This window comes from Kitasatospora sp. NPDC022856, assembly GCF_055561235.1.
Map to the genome: position 1 here is coordinate 253,151 of NZ_JBVHHE010000007.1, position 15,276 is coordinate 268,426.

Consider the following 15,276-nt stretch of genomic DNA (forward strand, 5'->3'; position numbering starts at 1 on the left):
TGGAGCCCCGGCCCGGGTCGGCCTGTCTCACGGCGCTGCCTGCCTGGCCGTCACTTCTGGTGTGCCAGAGCCGTGTTGAGAAGGACGATGTTGACTCCCGGCTGGCCGAGGAAGCCCAGCGAGCGGCCCTCGGTGTACCTGTCGATCAGCTTCTCCACCGTCTCCACCGGCAGGTTCCGGGCCCCGGCGACCCGGGCGGCCTGCTCCTCGGCGTAGGCGACCGAGATGTGCGGGTCGAGGCCCGAGCCGGAGGCGGTGACCGCGTCCACCGGCACCTTCGCCGGGTCGACGCCGTCGAACGCGGCGACCGCGGCGCGGCGGTCCTCGATCGCCTTGGCGAGGTCCTCGCTGTTCGGGCCCAGGTTGGAGGCGCCGGAGCTCTTCGGGTCGTACCCGCCGGCGGAGGGCCGGGGCTGGAACCACTTCGGGTCCGGCCGGGCCGCCTCGTTCTCGTCGCCGGGGTTCCGCTTGGGCAGGTCGTAGGTCTGGCCCAGCAGACTGGAGCCGACCTCCTTGCCGTCGGCGGTCTTCACGATCGAGCCGTCGGCCTTGTCGGCGAAGGCGACCTGGCCGATGCCGGTGACCAGCAGCGGGTAGGCGAGGCCGAGGATCACCGTCATCACCAGCAGCATCCGCAGTGCGGTGAGGTGCGTGCGCACGGTGGTGGGCAGGGGCTTGGACATCTGGGTTCTCCTCTCTCAGCTCAGGCCGGGGACGAACTGGACGACGAGGTCGATCAGTTTGATCCCGACGAAGGGGACGACCAGACCGCCGAAGCCGTAGACCCCCAGGTTGCGGCGCAGCAGGGAACTCGCGTCCGAAGGGCGGTACTTGACCCCGCGCAGGGCGAGCGGGATCAGGCCGACGATGACCAGGGCGTTGAAGACGATCGCCGAGGTGATCGCGGACTGCGGGCTGTGCAGGCCCATGATGTTGAGCCTGTCCAGGCCCGGGTAGACCGCCGCGAACATCGCCGGGATGATCGCGAAGTACTTCGCGACGTCGTTGGCGATCGAGAAGGTGGTGAGCGCGCCGCGGGTGATCAGGAGTTGCTTGCCGATCTCGACGATCTCGATCAGCTTGGTGGGGTTGGAGTCCAGGTCGACCATGTTGCCGGCCTCCTTGGCCGCCATGGTCCCGGTGTTCATCGCGACGCCGACATCGGCCTGGGCGAGGGCGGGGGCGTCGTTGGTGCCGTCGCCGGTCATCGCGACCAGCTTGCCGCCCGCCTGCTCCTTCTTGATCAGGGCCATCTTGTCCTCGGGGGTGGCCTCGGCGAGGAAGTCGTCCACGCCCGCCTCCTCCGCGATCGCCCTGGCGGTCAGCGGGTTGTCGCCAGTGATCATGATGGTCTTGATGCCCATCCGGCGCAGCTCGTCGAACCGCTCCCGCATGCCCTCCTTGACGACGTCCTTGAGGTGGATGACGCCCAGCACCCGGGCCGGGGCCGAGGCCGTGCGCGTCGCCACCACCAGCGGTGTGCCGCCGGCCGCCGAGATGCCGTCGACCAGGGCGGAGACCTCGTCGGTGACCGTGCCGCCGTGGCCGGTGACCCAGTGGGTGACCGCGGCGGCCGCGCCCTTGCGGATCTGGTGGACCCCGTCGGCCTCGTCCAGGTCGACGCCGGACATCCGGGTCTGCGCGGTGAACGGCACCCAGGTGGCGTGCGTCAACTCGCCCTGGGCACGGGCCCGCAGGCCGTAGCCGGTCTTGGCGAGGACGACGATCGAGCGGCCCTCCGGGGTCTCGTCCGCGAGGGACGACAACTGGGCGGCGTCCGCGAGCCGCTCGGTGGAGACGCCCGTGGCGGACAGGAACTCGGCGGCCTGGCGGTTGCCGAGGGTGATGGTGCCGGTCTTGTCGAGCAGCAGGGTGTTGACGTCGCCGGCGGCCTCGACGGCCCGGCCGGACATCGCCAGCACGTTGCGCTGGACCAGCCGGTCCATGCCCGCGATGCCGATCGCCGAGAGCAGCGCGCCGATGGTGGTCGGGATGAGCGCCACGATCAGCGCCACCAGCACGATCATCGACTGCGGCGCACCCGCGTAGGTGGCCATCGGCTGGAGCGTGACGACCGCGATCAGGAAGACGATCGTCAGCGAGGCCAGGAGGATGTTGAGCGCGATCTCGTTCGGCGTCTTCTGCCGGGCCGCGCCCTCGACCAGGGCGATCATCCGGTCGATGAACGACTTGCCGGGCTCGGAGGCGATCTTCACCACGATCCGGTCGGAGAGCACCTTGGTGCCGCCGGTGACCGCGCTGCGGTCACCCCCCGACTCGCGGATCACCGGCGCGGACTCGCCCGTGATCGCCGACTCGTCCACCGAGGCGACCCCCTCGACGACGTCGCCGTCACCGGGGATGATCTGCCCGGCCTCGACCACCACGTGGTCGCCCAGGCACAGCGCCGTCCCCGGCACCTCCTCCTCGGCCCGGCTCGCCGGCCAGTCGGTGAGGCGGCGGGCCATGGTGTCCGTCTTGGTCTTGCGCAGGGTGTCCGCCTGCGCCTTCCCGCGGCCCTCGGCCACCGCCTCGGCCAGGTTGGCGAAGACGGTGGTCAGCCAGAGCCAGACGGTGATCGACCAGGCGAAGACGGACGGGTCGGCGATCGCGGCGATCGTGGTCACGACCGAGCCGACCTCGACCACGAACATCACCGGATTCCTGACCATCACCCGGGGATCGAGCTTCTTCACCGCGTCGGGCAGCGACGAGACGATCAGCTTCGGGTCCAGCAGTCCGCCGGAGACCCTGTGCGGCGCCGCCGCGGGCGCCTGCGGCTGCGCGGCCGGCTTGTCGGTAAGGGTGGAGGACATCAGGAGAGACCTTCCGCGATCGGCCCGAGAGCCAGGGCCGGGAAGTAGGTGAGACCGACGACGATCAGGACGACGCCCGACAGCAGGCCCACGAACAGCGGCTTGTGGGTGGGCAGGGTGCCCGGGGTGGCGGGGACGGGCTGCTGGCTCGCGAGCGAGCCGGCCAGCGCCAGGACGAAGACCATCGGCAGGAACCGGCCGAACACCATCGCCAGTCCGATCGCGGTGTCGTACCAGTCGGTGTTCACCGTGATCCCGGCGAACGCCGAACCGTTGTTGTTCGCGCCCGAGGTGAACGCGTACAGCACCTCGGAGAAGCCGTGCGCACCGGAGTTGAGCATCCCGGCCCGCTCACCGTGCAGCGCCATCGCCACCCCGGTGCCGACCAGCACCAGCGTCGGCGTGGTCAGGATGTAGAGCGAGGCGAACTTCATCTCCCGCCCGCCCAGCTTCTTGCCCAGGTACTCCGGGGTGCGGCCGACCATCAGCCCGGCCACGAAGACCGCGACGATCGCCAGCACCAGCATCCCGTACAGGCCCGAACCGGTGCCGCCGGGCGCGATCTCGCCCAGCATCATGTTGAACATCGTCAGCCCGCCGCCGAACGGCGAGTACGAGTCGTGGAAGGAGTTCACCGCGCCGGTCGAGGTGAGCGTCGTCGAGGCCGCGAACAGGCTGGACGCCGCGATGCCGAACCGCTGCTCCTTGCCCTCCATCGCGCCGCCGGCCGCCTGCATCGCGGTACCGGAGTGCCGGGCCTCGGAGAGGGTGATCAGCGCGACCGAGGCGACCCAGAACAGGCCCATCACCGCGACGATCGCGTAGCCCTGCCGGTGGTCGCCCACCATCTTCCCGAAGGCGCGCGGCAGCGCGAAGGGGATCAGCAGGATCAGGAAGACCTGCAGCAGGTTGGTGAACCCGGTGGGGTTCTCGAACGGGTGCGCCGAGTTGGCGTTGTAGAAGCCGCCGCCGTTGGTGCCCAGCAGCTTGATGACCTCCTGCGAGGCCACCGCCCCGCCCGGGACCGCCTGCGGGTCGCCCGCCAGGGTGGTCACCTCGTGGAACCCGTGGAAGTTCTGCACCACCCCGTTCGCCACCAGGACCAGCGCGAAGACGATCGAGACCGGCAGCAGCAGCCGCAGCGTGATCCGGGTCAGGTCGACCCAGAAGTTGCCCACCCGGTCCGTCCGGTTGCGGGTGAAGCCCCGGATCAGCGTGGCCACCACGGCGATGCCGACGGCGGCGGAGACGAAGTTCTGCACCGCCAGGCCCGCCATCTGCGCCAGGTGCCCCATCGCGGACTCGCCGCTGTAGGACTGCCAGTTGGTGTTGGCGGTGAAGGAGATCGCGGTGTTCCACGCCTGGTGCCCCGACATCTGCGGGACCCCGAGGCTCAGCAGCAGGTGTCCCTGGAGCCGGATCAGGCCGTAGAGGAAGAGCACCGAGACGGCCGAGAAGGCCAGCACCGAGCGCAGGTAGACCGGCCAGCGCTGGTCGGCGTCGCCGTCCACCCCGATGACCTTGTACAGGCCGCGTTCGGCTCTGAGGTGCTTGGACGTGGTCAGGATCCGGGCGACGTAGTCGCCCAGGGGCCGGTAGCACAGGGCCAGCGCGCCCACCAGGGCGACGACCTGCGACCAGCCCGCGAGAACGGAACCCATGTCAGAACTTCTCCGGGTAGATCAGCGCGACGACGAGGTAGCCGACGAGGGCGACGGCCACGAGGAGACCTGCGACGTTCTCGGCGCTCACAGCTTCTCCACCCCCCGCGCGATCAGGGCGATGACGGCGAACACGGCGACCGTGACACCGACGTGGATGAGATCGGACATGGGCTCCACCACAGTGGTTCGGAGGTGGCCGCGGCCCGGCCCCTGCGGGCGGTCGACGCGGCACCGGCGGTGGGCCGGCCTCGCCAGCCAACCGCGCCCACGGACCGTCACCGCCGTTCTTGACGCCCTCCATACGGCGCCCGTTCGATTGTTGACGGGCTCCATACGGTGACTCCCCGCGCTGCCCTTCACGCCTCGCCCGTCGCGCTGCCGGGCGTCCCTCGGGACGGCCGCGCGGATACGCCGGGAGCCCCGGACCGCGTGGTCCGGGGCTCCCGGCGTGGGATCGGGGCTCCGGCCGGGACCGGGGCTCTCGGCGTGGTCCGGGGCTCCGGCGTGGTCCGGGGCTCTCGGCGTGGTCCGGGGCTCCGGCGTGGTCCGGGGCTCTCGGCGGCGACGCCTCAGGCGTTCTCGGGCGCCGGCAGCCGCTCGTACTCCGACCGCGTCGCCGGCTCGCCGCGGCGGACCGCGCCGGGGGCCCGGCGGGACGGGTGGTGCGCCTTGCTGGAGGAGGTCAGCTGCCACGGCACGCTGATCACCATCACGCCCGGGGTGAAGAGCAGCCTGCTCTTCAGCCAGAGCGCCGACTGGTTGTGCAGCAGGTGCTCCCACCAGCGCCCGACCACGTACTCGGGGATGAAGACGGCCACCGCGTCCCGGGGCCTGGTCCGGCGGTACTCGCGCACGTACGCCACCACCGGCTTGGTGATCTCCCGGTACGGCGAGTCCAGCACCTTCAGCGGCACCCGGACGTCCAGCTCGCCCCACTGCCGCTCCAGTTCGCCGGTGGCCTCCCGCTCCACCGCCACGGTCAGCGCCTCCAGCGAGTCCGGCCGGAACGCCTCGGCGTAGCCGAGCGCCCGCAGGGTGGGCTTGTGCAGCTTGGAGACCAGTACGATCCCGTGCACCTGGGAGGGGCGCACCGAGTCGGCCTCCGGGTCGTCCACAGCCAGTTCCTCGGCGACGCGGTCGTAGTGCCGGCGGATGCCCCGCATCATCACCCAGAGCACCACCGCCGCGACCACGGCCAGCCAGGCGCCCTGGGTGAACTTGGTGAGCAGCACGATGACCAGCACCAGCGCGGTGGTGACCGCGCCGAAGGCGTTGATCACCCGGGCGCGCTGGGCCGGGCCGCGCACGCCCGGCTCGGTCTCGGTGCGCAGCACCCGGTTCCAGTGCTTCACCATGCCGATCTGGGAGAGCGTGAAGGAGGTGAAGACACCCAGGATGTAGAGGTGGATCAGGCTGGTGACGTCCGCCTCGTACAGCCAGAGCAGCCCGCCGGCCACCACCGCGAGGGCGATGATGCCGTTGGAGAAGGCGAGGCGGTCGCCGCGGGTGTGCATCTGCCGGGGCAGGTAGCGGTGTTCGGCCAGGATCGAGGCCAGCAGCGGGAAGCCGTTGAAGGCGGTGTTGGCCGCCAGGATCAGCACCAGCGCGGTGACGGCCTGGATGAAGTAGAAGAGGAAGCTCCGGTCGCCACCGAAGATCGCGGCCGCCAGCTGGGCGATCACGGTCTGCTGCGGCGCGGTGTGGCAGTCCCCCGCGAAGCCGGTCAACGTGCAGGCGTCGTCGGCGATGTGGACCTTGGACATCAGCGCCAGCGCGGTGATGCCGACGAACATGACCACGGCCGTGGTGCCCATCACGGCCATCGTGGCGGCGGCGTTCCTCGACTTGGGCGCCCGGAAGGCCGGTACGCCGTTGGAGATCGCCTCCACGCCCGTCAGCGCCGTGCAGCCCGAGGCGAACGCCCGCAGGCCCAGCATCAGCAGACCGAGGCCGGCCAGGGTGTCCTTGCCGTCCACCGGCAGGATCCCGTACGAGGCGCTGGCCGCCACCGGGGTCTCCCCGAAGAGCGCCTTGACCAGTCCGGTGACCACCATCAGCAGCATGCCGCCGATGAACAGGTACGTCGGCGCGGCGAAGGCCTTGCCGGACTCCCGGACCCCGCGCAGGTTCATCGCCGCGAGCAGCACGACGAAGGCGACCGCCAGTTCGACCCGGTGGTCGGCCAGCGAGGGCAGCGCCGAGATGATGTTGTCGACGCCCGAGGCCACCGACACCGCGACCGTCATCACGTAGTCGACCAGCAGCGAAGCCGCCACCACCAGGCCCGAGTTGGCGCCGAGGTTGCGGGACACCACCTCGTACGAGCCGCCGCCGCTCGGGTAGGCGTGGACGACCTGGCGGTAGGACATCACCACGACCGCCATCAGCGCGACCACACCGGCCGCGACCCACGGGGTCAGGTACAGGAAGGCGGTGCCACCGACGGTGAGCACCAACAGGATCTCCTGGGTCGCGTAGGCGACCGAGGAGAGCGGGTCGGAAGCGAAGATCGGCAGCGCCAGCCGCTTGGGGAGCAGCGTCTCGCCCAGCTCCTCGCTGCGCATGGCTCGGCCGATCACTAGGCGCTTGAGCGCCTGGGGCAGGTTGAACACATGGGCGAGCGTAAGGGCGGAAAACGGACCGTCCATGGGCCCGAGCGGAGTACCGCGAGCGCCGGACACGCCCTTTGGGCGGGGTGTTCCCGCAGGTGGAAGCCGCTATGGGGGGCGTGCTCCGAGCGGCTCGGAGGCGTTTCGGGGGCGTCAAGGGGGGCCGTTAAGACATCGTCAAGATATGACGATCGGATAGGACATTTACGACATAAGCTCTTAATTTCCCCATTCGCGAGCTGCTCCTGAGGCACCGCTCCCCGGCCGCTACATCCGCATCCGCAGCCGGCAGACCACCGCGTCGGTGTGCCGGCGCAGGGCCCGGTCGATGACGGCGCCGCGCCGGTTCTGCAGTGCCCGCTGCCAGGGGCGGACGGGCTCGACCTCGGGGATCAGCACGGTGAGCCGGTCGTAGGCGTGCTCGGCGGCGAGCCGGTTGACGAGGGCGGCGATCGGCGGACCGAGCCGGCGGTGGTCGTCCGGGACCTCCACCAGTGGCACGCCCGGCTGCCAGAGCTCCCAGTCCCGGCGCAGCGCCTCGGCCTCGGCGGGCTCGTGGACCACGGTGACGGCCATGACCGCGTCGCCGAGCGAGAGCGCGGCGGAGAGGGCGTCGCGGGTGAGGCGGGTGATCGCGGTGACCGGGACGACGACCAGGCTGCGCTGCGGGGTGAGCGGGCCGGGGACGCGGCCGAGCTCCAGGCGCTCGCCGATCCGGGCGTAGCCGCGGTGGACCGCCTCGAAGAGCAGCACCAGCAGCGGCAGGGCCAGGCAGATGCCCCAGGCGCCCTCGGCGAACCTGGTGCCGGTGACGACGACGGCGGCCACCCCGGTGAGCAGGGCGCCGAAGCCGTTCAGGGCGGCCTTGGCCCGCCAGCGCGCCGGCCTCTCCAGCCACCAGTGCCGGACCATGCCGACCTGGCAGACGGTGAAGCCGACGAACACCCCGATCGCGAACAGCGGCACCAGGCTGTTCACGTCACCGCCCGAGCCGACCAGCAGCACCGCCGAGACCCCGGCGAGGAAGAGGACGCCGTGGCGGTGGACCTGGCGGTCGGCGCGCAGGGCGAAGACGTGCGGCAGGTGGTTGTCGCGGGCGAGCAGGTGGAGCAGGACGGGCAGTCCGCCGAAGGAGGTGTTGGCGGCCAGCCCGAGCAGCACCACGGTGGCGGACTGGACGAGGTAGAAGCCGGCGCCGTGGCCGAGCGAGGCGTCGGCGAGCTGGGCGAGGACGGTGACGCCCTCGACCGGCTGGAGGTGGAAGCGGCCGATCAGCACGGCCAGTCCGATCAGCATCACGCCCAGCAGCGCGCCGAGCGCGACCTCCGTGTGCTGCGCGCGCTTCACGCCGGGCGTGCGGAAGGACGGGACGGCGTTCGCCACCGCCTCCACGCCGGTCAGCGCCGAACAGCCGGCCGCGAAGGCCTTGAGGAGCAGCAGCGCGCCCACCGCGGTGGCGTTGCCGGCCAGCACGGACGCGTGCCCGGCGGCGGCCTCGGTGCTCGCCGGCGCGTCCCGGAACAGCCCGACCACGACGATCGCCAGGATCGACAGCACGAACACCGCGGTCGGCGCCAGGAACCAGCGGGCGGACTCGGCGATCCCGCGCAGGTTCACCGCCGTCACCAGGGCGAGCACCCCGAGACAGAGCCAGACCCGGTCGCCGTACAGGCCCGGCACCGCCGAGGTCAGCGCCGCCACCCCGGCCGTCACCGACACCGCCACGTTCAAGACGTAGTCGATGACCAGGGAGGCCGCCGCCGTCAGCGCGGTCCGGCGCCCCAGGTGCGCCTTGGCCACCGCGTACGAGCCGCCGCCGTCCGGGAAGGCCGCGATCACCTGCCGGTAGGAGGCCACCAGCACGGCCAGCAGCACCGCGATCGCCGCCGTCACCGGGAGCGTGAAGCCCAGCCCGTACGCGCCGGCCACCGTGAGCACCAGCACGATCGACTCCGGGCCGTACGCCACCGAGGCCATCGCGTCCAGGGACAGCGCCGCCAGCCCGCCCAGCGCGGTCAGCCGGTGACGGTCCTCCGGGGGCGCGCCGGTGGCCGGGGGCTCGGCTGAGGGGTAGGGCTCGGGCTCGGCGATGACGACCGGGGTGGTGACGCTGGACATCGAACGGAACCTCCGCAGTCGGGTACTGCTCCGATCCTGCGGGCCCGGGAGCTCCGTCCCCGGTCTCCCTACGCGTTCCTGACGCACCACCGGGCGCCCTTGACGCCTCGTTGATGCCTCGTCGGGGGTTTCTGCGCGGGGTGGGCGGGCCGATGTCCCGGCGGGCGCCGGTTGGGAAGACGATCAGCTCGGACGGAGGACTCCCGGCGCACCTGGGCACGTCCGGAACTTCTCGGCGGGGAGGCTGAACGGCCCGGCCCCACCCCTCGGAGAACACTCTGCTGCCCCCAGGAAGCAATTGCAAGTAATGCGCAATAATGCCGACCCCTCCGGCGGGCTACGCTCCGCGCATGGATCACCACTCCCCGCAGGCGAGCCCGCTCCTCCTCATCGACCTCGACCACACCCTGGTCGAACGCGACGGCGGCACCGACGCCTGGGCCACCGCGTTCTGCACCGCCCACGGCCTCCCCCTGGACAGCGCACCCACCGTCGTCACGCTGGTGCGCGCCGACCGCTCCCCGGCCGGCTTCGCCGGGATCGCCGCCCGCTACGGCCTCCGGCAGTCCGGCGAGGCCCTCTGGGAGGAACACGTCGCCCACGAGGCCGCCCGCACCCACCCGATCCCGGGCGTCCCCGCCGCCCTCACCGCCCTGCGCGAAGCCGGCTGGACCATCGGAGTCGTCACCAACGGCTACACCGACGTCCAGCGCGCCAAACTCACCCGGACCGGCCTGCTCCCCGCCGTCGACGCCGTCTGCGTCTCCCAGGAGGCCGGCGCCCGCAAGCCCGACCCCGAGATCTTCCGCCTGGCCGCCGCCCGCCTCGGCCGCACCCTCACCCCGGACACCTGGATGGTCGGCAACAACCCCGCCACCGACCTGCTGGGCGCCCACGCCTGCGGCCTCCGCTCCATCTGGATCACCCCCACCCCACCTCCGCCGCTCCCCCCGGCCCACCCCGCCCCCACCCACACCGCCCCCGACACCCCCACGGCGGCCGCCCTCCTCCTGGCCGCCCCCTGAGCCGCACCGGGCGCCCGCCGATGTCGGCCCCCTCGGGCAGGCTTCACCCATGCGCGCACCACGAGTCCAGTGCCCCGCCTGCGGCCGACCGGTCGCCCTGATGCCCACCCGCCGGGCCGGCTACGGCGTCATCCACGACCACAAGAGGGACCGCCGCTCCCTCCTCCTCTGCGAGGCGAGCATGCGACCCCTCCCGCTCTCCCGGGCCACCGCCTGGCAGGACGCCCTCCCCGGCGTCACCCCCGACCCTCCGGCCCCCACGCTCTTCTGACCCCCCGGCACCGCCGAACCGGGACGCCCACGCCCGAGACCCGCCCCCGGGTACGACAAAACCGGCCCTGAACAACGTTTCCGCTGTTCAGGGCCGGTCTGGTAATCCAGTGGCTGGTGCAGGGTTCGAACCTGCGTAGCTTACGCGGCAGATTTACAGTCTGCTCCCTTTGGCCGCTCGGGCAACCAGCCAGGATTTGGTGTCTCGCGGGGCTTGCCCCGTTCGACTCCGTAAACGATACCTGATGCCGGGGGGTGGTTCGCCACCTGGTTGGTCACGTGATGATCAACGGATGTGGCGTGGCTGTCGGGGGCGGGGGCGGGGTGGTGCTGGATAGGCTGGGGCTGCGGGCGTCCGGTGGGGCGGGCCGTGTCAGTGAAGCCAGAGCATCAAGGAGACCAACACCCATGGCCGACTCCAGTTTCGACATCGTCTCGAAGGTCGAGTGGCAGGAGGTCGACAACGCGATCAACCAGACCTCGCGTGAGATCGCCACCCGCTTCGACTTCAAGAACGTCGGCGCCGAGATCAGCCGCTCCGGCGAAACGATCGAGATGAAGGCCAGCGGCGAGGAGCGGGTGAAGGCCATTCTGGACGTGCTGCAGAGCAAGTTCATCAAGCGTGGCCTGTCGCTGAAGGCGCTGGACGCCAAGGAGCCCCAGCTGTCCGGCAAGGAGTACAAGATCTTCGCGGACGTGAAGGAGGGCATCTCCCAGGACGATGCCAAGAAGGTCGCGAAGATCATCCGTGACGAGGGCCCGAAGGGCGTCAAGGCCCAGGTCCAGGGCGACGAGCTCCGCGTGACCTCGAAGAGCCGCGACGACCTGCAGACCGTCCAGGCTCTGCTCAAGGGCAAGGACCTCGACTTCGCGCTCCAGTACGTGAACTACCGCTAGTCCCGTCGGGACGCGCAGTGGCGACGGCCCCCGGACACCGTGTGGTGTCCGGGGGCCGTCGTGTCGGGCGGTGGGTCAGGGGCCGGTGAGGCGGGTGACCGTGCCGGTGGTGGTCGCGACGGTGTCGGGAGCCAGAGCCGTGACGGCCTGCTGGACGGCGGCCGGGTCCGGCTTGGCGGCCGTGGCGGCGTCGACCAGGGCCTTGGCCTTGGTCCCGAGCGAGGCGAGCCGGTCCTCCAGGGCCAGCGGCGGGAGCGCGGGGGTGGTGGTGCGCGGGGGCTCCGCCGCCGGCTGCTGGTCCAGCGGGGCCGGAGCGGGCACGGGGGCCGCCACCGGGGCCGCGGGCAGCTGGGCGAGCAGGCCCTTCGTCGCCGTGTCGAGCGTGGCGAGCAGCTGCTGGAGGACGCCGAGGTCGGGGCTGCCGGTCGGCGGGGTGGCGGCCGAGAGCAGGCCGCTGACCAGCTTGAGGACGTCGCCGAGGCCGCCCAGCGCCCCGAGCGCGGCGGCCGGGTCGGGCACGGCGGCCGGCACCGCGGCGAGGTCGGGTGCGGCGGGGAGCGCCGGAGCCGGGGCGGAGACCGGCGGGGCCGCGACCGGCGGCACGCCGACCGGCAGCGGGACGTCCGCGAGGAACGCGGGGGGCGAGCTGGCGGGGGTGAAGGCCGCGGCTTCGTTGCCGGCGGCGGTGGCGGACGCCGTGGCGACCGGGGTCAGCGCGATGGCTGCGGTCAGCGCGGCGGCCATCCAAGTGGCACGCATGGGTGATGCTTCCTCTCGATGCGAATCAGGCGAAATGCCTGATTCACACGTTGGGGCAAGCCAGTTGACCCAGCCACCGCGGGTACGCCGAACGGTTCACGCCCCGTCGGGAGCGGCCCAGCCGTCGGTGCGGCGGTGGGCGGTCAGGCCGACCGCCTCGAACTCGTCGTGGTGGTGGGCGTCCACGACGCGGGCGCCGATGCGCCGCAGGGCGCGGGAGATCGGGGTGCCCTCGGGCGGGCTGGGTTCGAACTCGCCGCTGACGAGCGGGCCCAGGTCGAGCCGGCCGTCGGCCCAGACGGCGGCGCGCTGGGTGCCGCTGCCACCGAAGTAGTCGGCCTCCACGCAGGCGATCGGACCGGCCTTGGACCACGCGGCGAGCCGGCGTTCGAGGCCGTCCGGGAACCAGTCGAAACCGGACTCACCGCCGAACCCGGGCTCACCGCGGCCGAACTGGAGCGCGGACAGGAAGGCGGGGGTGGCCGGTATCAGGGCCAACCCCTGGGCCAGCGGACTGAGACGGGCGGCCGGGACCTCCGCGGCGGCCACCGCGAGCAGCTCCGCCGAACCGATCAGCGCCTGAAGTTCGTACGACATTCAGTCATCCTGAACCAAGGCACTGACACTCCGCCCGGCATTTACCATTCCGTACCCGGACGGGTAGGGCCCGGACGGCACGGCTCCGGGTTCGGGCGCCCGCGGCAGGCCCCGGGCTGGGCTTCGGGCAGGCCCCGGACGCGGCGGCACCGCGCCCCGGAGGGGCCCGTCCGATGCGCCCGTATCGGACGGCCCGGGCGCATCGGACCGCCGGAGGCCGCGGTGCGGCGTGCGGACGGCCCGCGCGGACGGACCAGGCGGTCCTGACCGCCGGAGGCACCGGGACGGCCGACCGGATGACCGACCGGGACGGCCGACCGGATGGCCGACCGGGGCGGCGAACCGGGCACCGGGGCCCCGCGGGCCAAACCTCCGCCGCGCATCCCTGACAGCCACTCACCCGAGCGGGCGCACGCCGCATGCGACACCCCCGGCAACCGGGTGAACTGGCCGGGTACGGCCCGCCCCCGGGGCTCTCCCGGGGCGAACCCCACCGCCGGAGCGGACCCCCGGTGGACGTACCCCGGGCCGCACCCGAGGAGGACGCATGAGTTCGATGGAGGCACCCTCGCCCGGCCGGGGCAGCCCCGGCCCGAGCGCCGCCCGCAGGAGCGGCGGCGCGGTCGCCACCCGGATGGCCGGCGCACCACGGATGTCCTGGCTGACGCTGGCGCTGATGACGACCAGCTCCGTGGCCAGCCTCCGGGCCGCGCCGACCATGGCGGTCTACGGCCTGGCCTGCGTCTTCCTCTACCTCGTCCCCGCGATCGTCTTCCTGCTGCCGACCGCGCTGGTCTCCGCCGAGCTGGCCTCCGGCTGGGAGGGCGGCGTCTACCGGTGGGTGTCGGAGGGCCTGTCGAAGCCGCTGGGCTTCCTCGCCGTCTGGTGCCAGTTCGCGATGACGATCTTCTACTACCCGTCGCTGCTCGCGTACGTGGCCTCGACGATCGCGTACGTGGTCAACCCGGCGCTGGCCAGCAACGGGCCCTACACCGCCGTCGTGATCATGGTGCTGTACTGGACCGGCGTCTGGGTCTCCTCGCGCGGGACGAAGGCCGTGGCCGGCCTCTCCTCCTGGGGCCTGGTGATCGGCACCCTGATCCCCGGCACGCTGCTCGTGGTGCTCGGCCTCGTCTTCCTCGGCCAGGGCAACACCTCGGCCGCCCCGATGAACGCCGCGCACCTCTTCCCGCAGTGGACCGGCCTGGCCAGCCTGGTGCTGATCGTCAACAACTTCCTCAGCTACTCCGGCATGGAGATGAACGCGGTGCACGTCTCCTCGCTCCGCGATCCGGCCCGGGAGTTCCCGCGGTCGATGTTCACCGCCTCCGGGATGGTCCTGCTGATCTTCATCCTGCCCGCGCTGGCGATCAGCTGGGTGGTGCCGTCCAGCCAGCTCAGCCTGACGGCCGGCGTGATGCAGGCCTTCGACTCCTTCTTCCAGTACTTCCACATCGGCTGGCTCACCCCGGTGATCGCGGTGGCGCTGATCGCCGCCTCCCTCGGCGGCATGCTCACCTGGCTCGCCGGACCGTCCAAGGGCCTGCTGATGATCTCCCGCCAGGAGGGCTACCTGCCGCCGTTCCTGCAGCGGCTGAACAAGGAGGGGATCCAGCAGAACCTGCTGGTCACCCAGGGTGTGGTCACCACGGTCATCGCCCTCGCCTACGCCCTGATCCCGAACGTCTCCAGTGCCTACTGGATCTTCTCGGTGATCACCACGCAGGTCTACCTGATCGTCTACCTGCTGATGTTCGCCGCCGCGATCCGGCTGCGCCGCACCCAGCCGGACCACCCCCGCGGCTACCGCGCCCCGGCGCTGGTCCCGGTCTGCGTGACCGGCCTGATCGCCTCGGCGGCAGCGATGGCGATCGGGTTCGTCCCGTCCTCGCAGTTCGGCAGCGGCAGTGTCTGGTCGTACGTCGCGATCGTCGGCGGTGGCCTGGTGCTGCTCGGCCTGGTGATCCCCTACCTGTTCCTGAGACTGCGCAAGCCCTCCTGGCGCAACCCCGACGCCCAGGCCGAACTGGCCGAGCAGGAGGCCGAGGAACGGCGCGGCACCACCGGAGGTGCGGCATGACCGGCACCATGATGGCCTCCCGCCACCGCTGGATCTACCTGGGCGCGATCGTCCTGCTGGTCGGCATGCTGATCACCGGTCTGCTGACGTACTCCCAGCTGCACAGCACCAACGAGGCCAACGACAAGGCCAAGCAGCTCTCGTCCGCGCTGACGGCGGCCGGCTACCCGGTGCCGAGCCAGAGCCAGATCGTGCACACCCTGGGCGAGGACGGCGGCGCGGTCTGCGAGACCCCGGCCGACGCGCTGAACCAGGCGCAGTGGAAGTACGGGATGTCCAACGGCGCGGGCGGTCCCGGGCAGCGGCCGGTGCTCTCCGACCGCGAGGTGGTGTTCGCGGAGTCGATCGTGCTCTCGGTGTACTGCCCGGACAAGCTCGCCGACATCCGGCAGAAGATCGACGACCTCAAGCTCCGTGACACCGTGCGCAATTGACGATCAG

At 71.8% G+C, this 15,276-nt stretch carries 13 protein-coding genes and 1 tRNA gene; 5 read left to right on the forward strand and 9 right to left on the reverse strand.

Going from position 1 to position 15,276, the window contains the following annotated elements; genetic code table 11:
• Positions 1–50: 50 nt before the first annotated feature.
• From kdpC to ACZ34W_RS11555, 6 genes are all read right to left on the reverse strand, one after another.
• A complete protein-coding gene (kdpC, locus tag ACZ34W_RS11530; protein ID WP_465603298.1) occupies positions 51–683 on the reverse strand; it encodes a potassium-transporting ATPase subunit KdpC in 633 nt (210 codons plus the stop codon).
• 15 nt (positions 684–698) lie between these two features.
• Positions 699–2,816, reverse strand: a complete 2,118-nt coding sequence (kdpB, locus tag ACZ34W_RS11535) for a potassium-transporting ATPase subunit KdpB (protein ID WP_465603300.1) — start codon at positions 2,814–2,816, stop codon at positions 699–701.
• Positions 2,816–4,477 carry a potassium-transporting ATPase subunit KdpA gene (gene kdpA, locus ACZ34W_RS11540; RefSeq protein ID WP_465603302.1) on the reverse strand — a complete coding sequence of 554 codons (1,662 nt, stop codon included), beginning with the start codon at positions 4,475–4,477 and terminating at the stop codon, positions 2,816–2,818. Before kdpA ends, kdpB begins: the two co-directional genes overlap by 1 nt.
• 1 nt (position 4,478) lies before the next feature.
• The gene (kdpF, locus tag ACZ34W_RS11545) at positions 4,479–4,568 is read right to left on the reverse strand and encodes a K(+)-transporting ATPase subunit F (RefSeq protein WP_465603304.1); all 90 of its coding nucleotides are present in this window, start codon (positions 4,566–4,568) and stop codon (positions 4,479–4,481) included.
• Between the two features lie 481 nt (positions 4,569–5,049).
• The gene (locus ACZ34W_RS11550; RefSeq protein ID WP_465603306.1) at positions 5,050–7,128 is read right to left on the reverse strand and encodes an APC family permease; all 2,079 of its coding nucleotides are present in this window, start codon (positions 7,126–7,128) and stop codon (positions 5,050–5,052) included.
• 228 nt (positions 7,129–7,356) lie between these two features.
• Complete coding sequence (locus tag ACZ34W_RS11555) at positions 7,357–9,207, reverse strand: APC family permease (RefSeq protein WP_465603308.1); 1,851 nt, start codon at positions 9,205–9,207, stop codon at positions 7,357–7,359.
• Positions 9,208–9,557: 350 nt separating this feature from the next.
• Between ACZ34W_RS11555 and ACZ34W_RS11560 the strand changes: the two genes are divergently transcribed.
• Positions 9,558–10,232 (forward strand): HAD family hydrolase, encoded by a 675-nt coding sequence (locus ACZ34W_RS11560; protein WP_465603310.1) that lies wholly within the window; start codon positions 9,558–9,560, stop codon positions 10,230–10,232.
• Positions 10,233–10,281: 49 nt separating this feature from the next.
• Positions 10,282–10,503, forward strand: coding sequence for a hypothetical protein (locus tag ACZ34W_RS11565; RefSeq protein ID WP_329488197.1), 222 nt, complete (start codon positions 10,282–10,284; stop codon positions 10,501–10,503).
• A 110-nt stretch (positions 10,504–10,613) separates the two neighbouring features.
• Here ACZ34W_RS11565 and ACZ34W_RS11570 read toward each other — a convergent pair.
• Positions 10,614–10,694 (reverse strand) — tRNA-Tyr (locus ACZ34W_RS11570).
• Positions 10,695–10,910: 216 nt separating this feature from the next.
• On the opposite strand from ACZ34W_RS11570, the gene ACZ34W_RS11575 reads away from it, so the two are divergent.
• The gene (locus ACZ34W_RS11575; RefSeq protein WP_329488198.1) at positions 10,911–11,399 is read left to right on the forward strand and encodes a YajQ family cyclic di-GMP-binding protein; all 489 of its coding nucleotides are present in this window, start codon (positions 10,911–10,913) and stop codon (positions 11,397–11,399) included.
• Between the two features lie 75 nt (positions 11,400–11,474).
• On the opposite strand, the gene ACZ34W_RS11580 is transcribed toward ACZ34W_RS11575, so the two are convergent.
• Both ACZ34W_RS11580 and ACZ34W_RS11585 read right to left on the reverse strand, forming a co-directional pair.
• Positions 11,475–12,158, reverse strand: coding sequence for a hypothetical protein (locus ACZ34W_RS11580; RefSeq protein ID WP_465603313.1), 684 nt, complete (start codon positions 12,156–12,158; stop codon positions 11,475–11,477).
• A 96-nt stretch (positions 12,159–12,254) separates the two neighbouring features.
• Entirely contained in the window at positions 12,255–12,755 is a 501-nt protein-coding gene (locus ACZ34W_RS11585) for a hypothetical protein (protein ID WP_359803380.1), read from the reverse strand.
• 547 nt (positions 12,756–13,302) lie between these two features.
• Between ACZ34W_RS11585 and ACZ34W_RS11590 the strand changes: the two genes are divergently transcribed.
• Positions 13,303–14,835 carry an APC family permease gene (locus ACZ34W_RS11590; RefSeq protein WP_465603316.1) on the forward strand — a complete coding sequence of 511 codons (1,533 nt, stop codon included), beginning with the start codon at positions 13,303–13,305 and terminating at the stop codon, positions 14,833–14,835.
• On the forward strand, positions 14,832–15,269 hold the full coding sequence (locus ACZ34W_RS11595) for a hypothetical protein (RefSeq protein ID WP_465603318.1): 438 nt from the start codon (positions 14,832–14,834) through the stop codon (positions 15,267–15,269). The genes ACZ34W_RS11590 and ACZ34W_RS11595 overlap by 4 nt, the downstream gene beginning before the upstream one ends.
• Positions 15,270–15,276 lie beyond the last annotated feature (7 nt).

Bases quoted from the DNA above. Each gene is read 5' to 3' on its own strand.
- kdpC (WP_465603298.1), bottom strand. From the start codon at position 683: ATGTCCAAGCCCCTGCCCACCACCGTGCGCACGCACCTCACCGCACTG.
- kdpB (WP_465603300.1), bottom strand. From the start codon at position 2,816: ATGTCCTCCACCCTTACCGACAAGCCGGCCGCGCAGCCGCAGGCGCCC.
- kdpA (WP_465603302.1), bottom strand. From the start codon at position 4,477: ATGGGTTCCGTTCTCGCGGGCTGGTCGCAGGTCGTCGCCCTGGTGGGC.
- ACZ34W_RS11550 (WP_465603306.1), bottom strand. From the start codon at position 7,128: ATGGACGGTCCGTTTTCCGCCCTTACGCTCGCCCATGTGTTCAACCTG.
- ACZ34W_RS11555 (WP_465603308.1), bottom strand. From the start codon at position 9,207: ATGTCCAGCGTCACCACCCCGGTCGTCATCGCCGAGCCCGAGCCCTAC.
- ACZ34W_RS11560 (WP_465603310.1), top strand. From the start codon at position 9,558: ATGGATCACCACTCCCCGCAGGCGAGCCCGCTCCTCCTCATCGACCTC.
- ACZ34W_RS11565 (WP_329488197.1), top strand. From the start codon at position 10,282: ATGCGCGCACCACGAGTCCAGTGCCCCGCCTGCGGCCGACCGGTCGCC.
- ACZ34W_RS11575 (WP_329488198.1), top strand. From the start codon at position 10,911: ATGGCCGACTCCAGTTTCGACATCGTCTCGAAGGTCGAGTGGCAGGAG.
- ACZ34W_RS11580 (WP_465603313.1), bottom strand. From the start codon at position 12,158: ATGCGTGCCACTTGGATGGCCGCCGCGCTGACCGCAGCCATCGCGCTG.
- ACZ34W_RS11585 (WP_359803380.1), bottom strand. From the start codon at position 12,755: ATGTCGTACGAACTTCAGGCGCTGATCGGTTCGGCGGAGCTGCTCGCG.
- ACZ34W_RS11590 (WP_465603316.1), top strand. From the start codon at position 13,303: ATGAGTTCGATGGAGGCACCCTCGCCCGGCCGGGGCAGCCCCGGCCCG.
- ACZ34W_RS11595 (WP_465603318.1), top strand. From the start codon at position 14,832: ATGACCGGCACCATGATGGCCTCCCGCCACCGCTGGATCTACCTGGGC.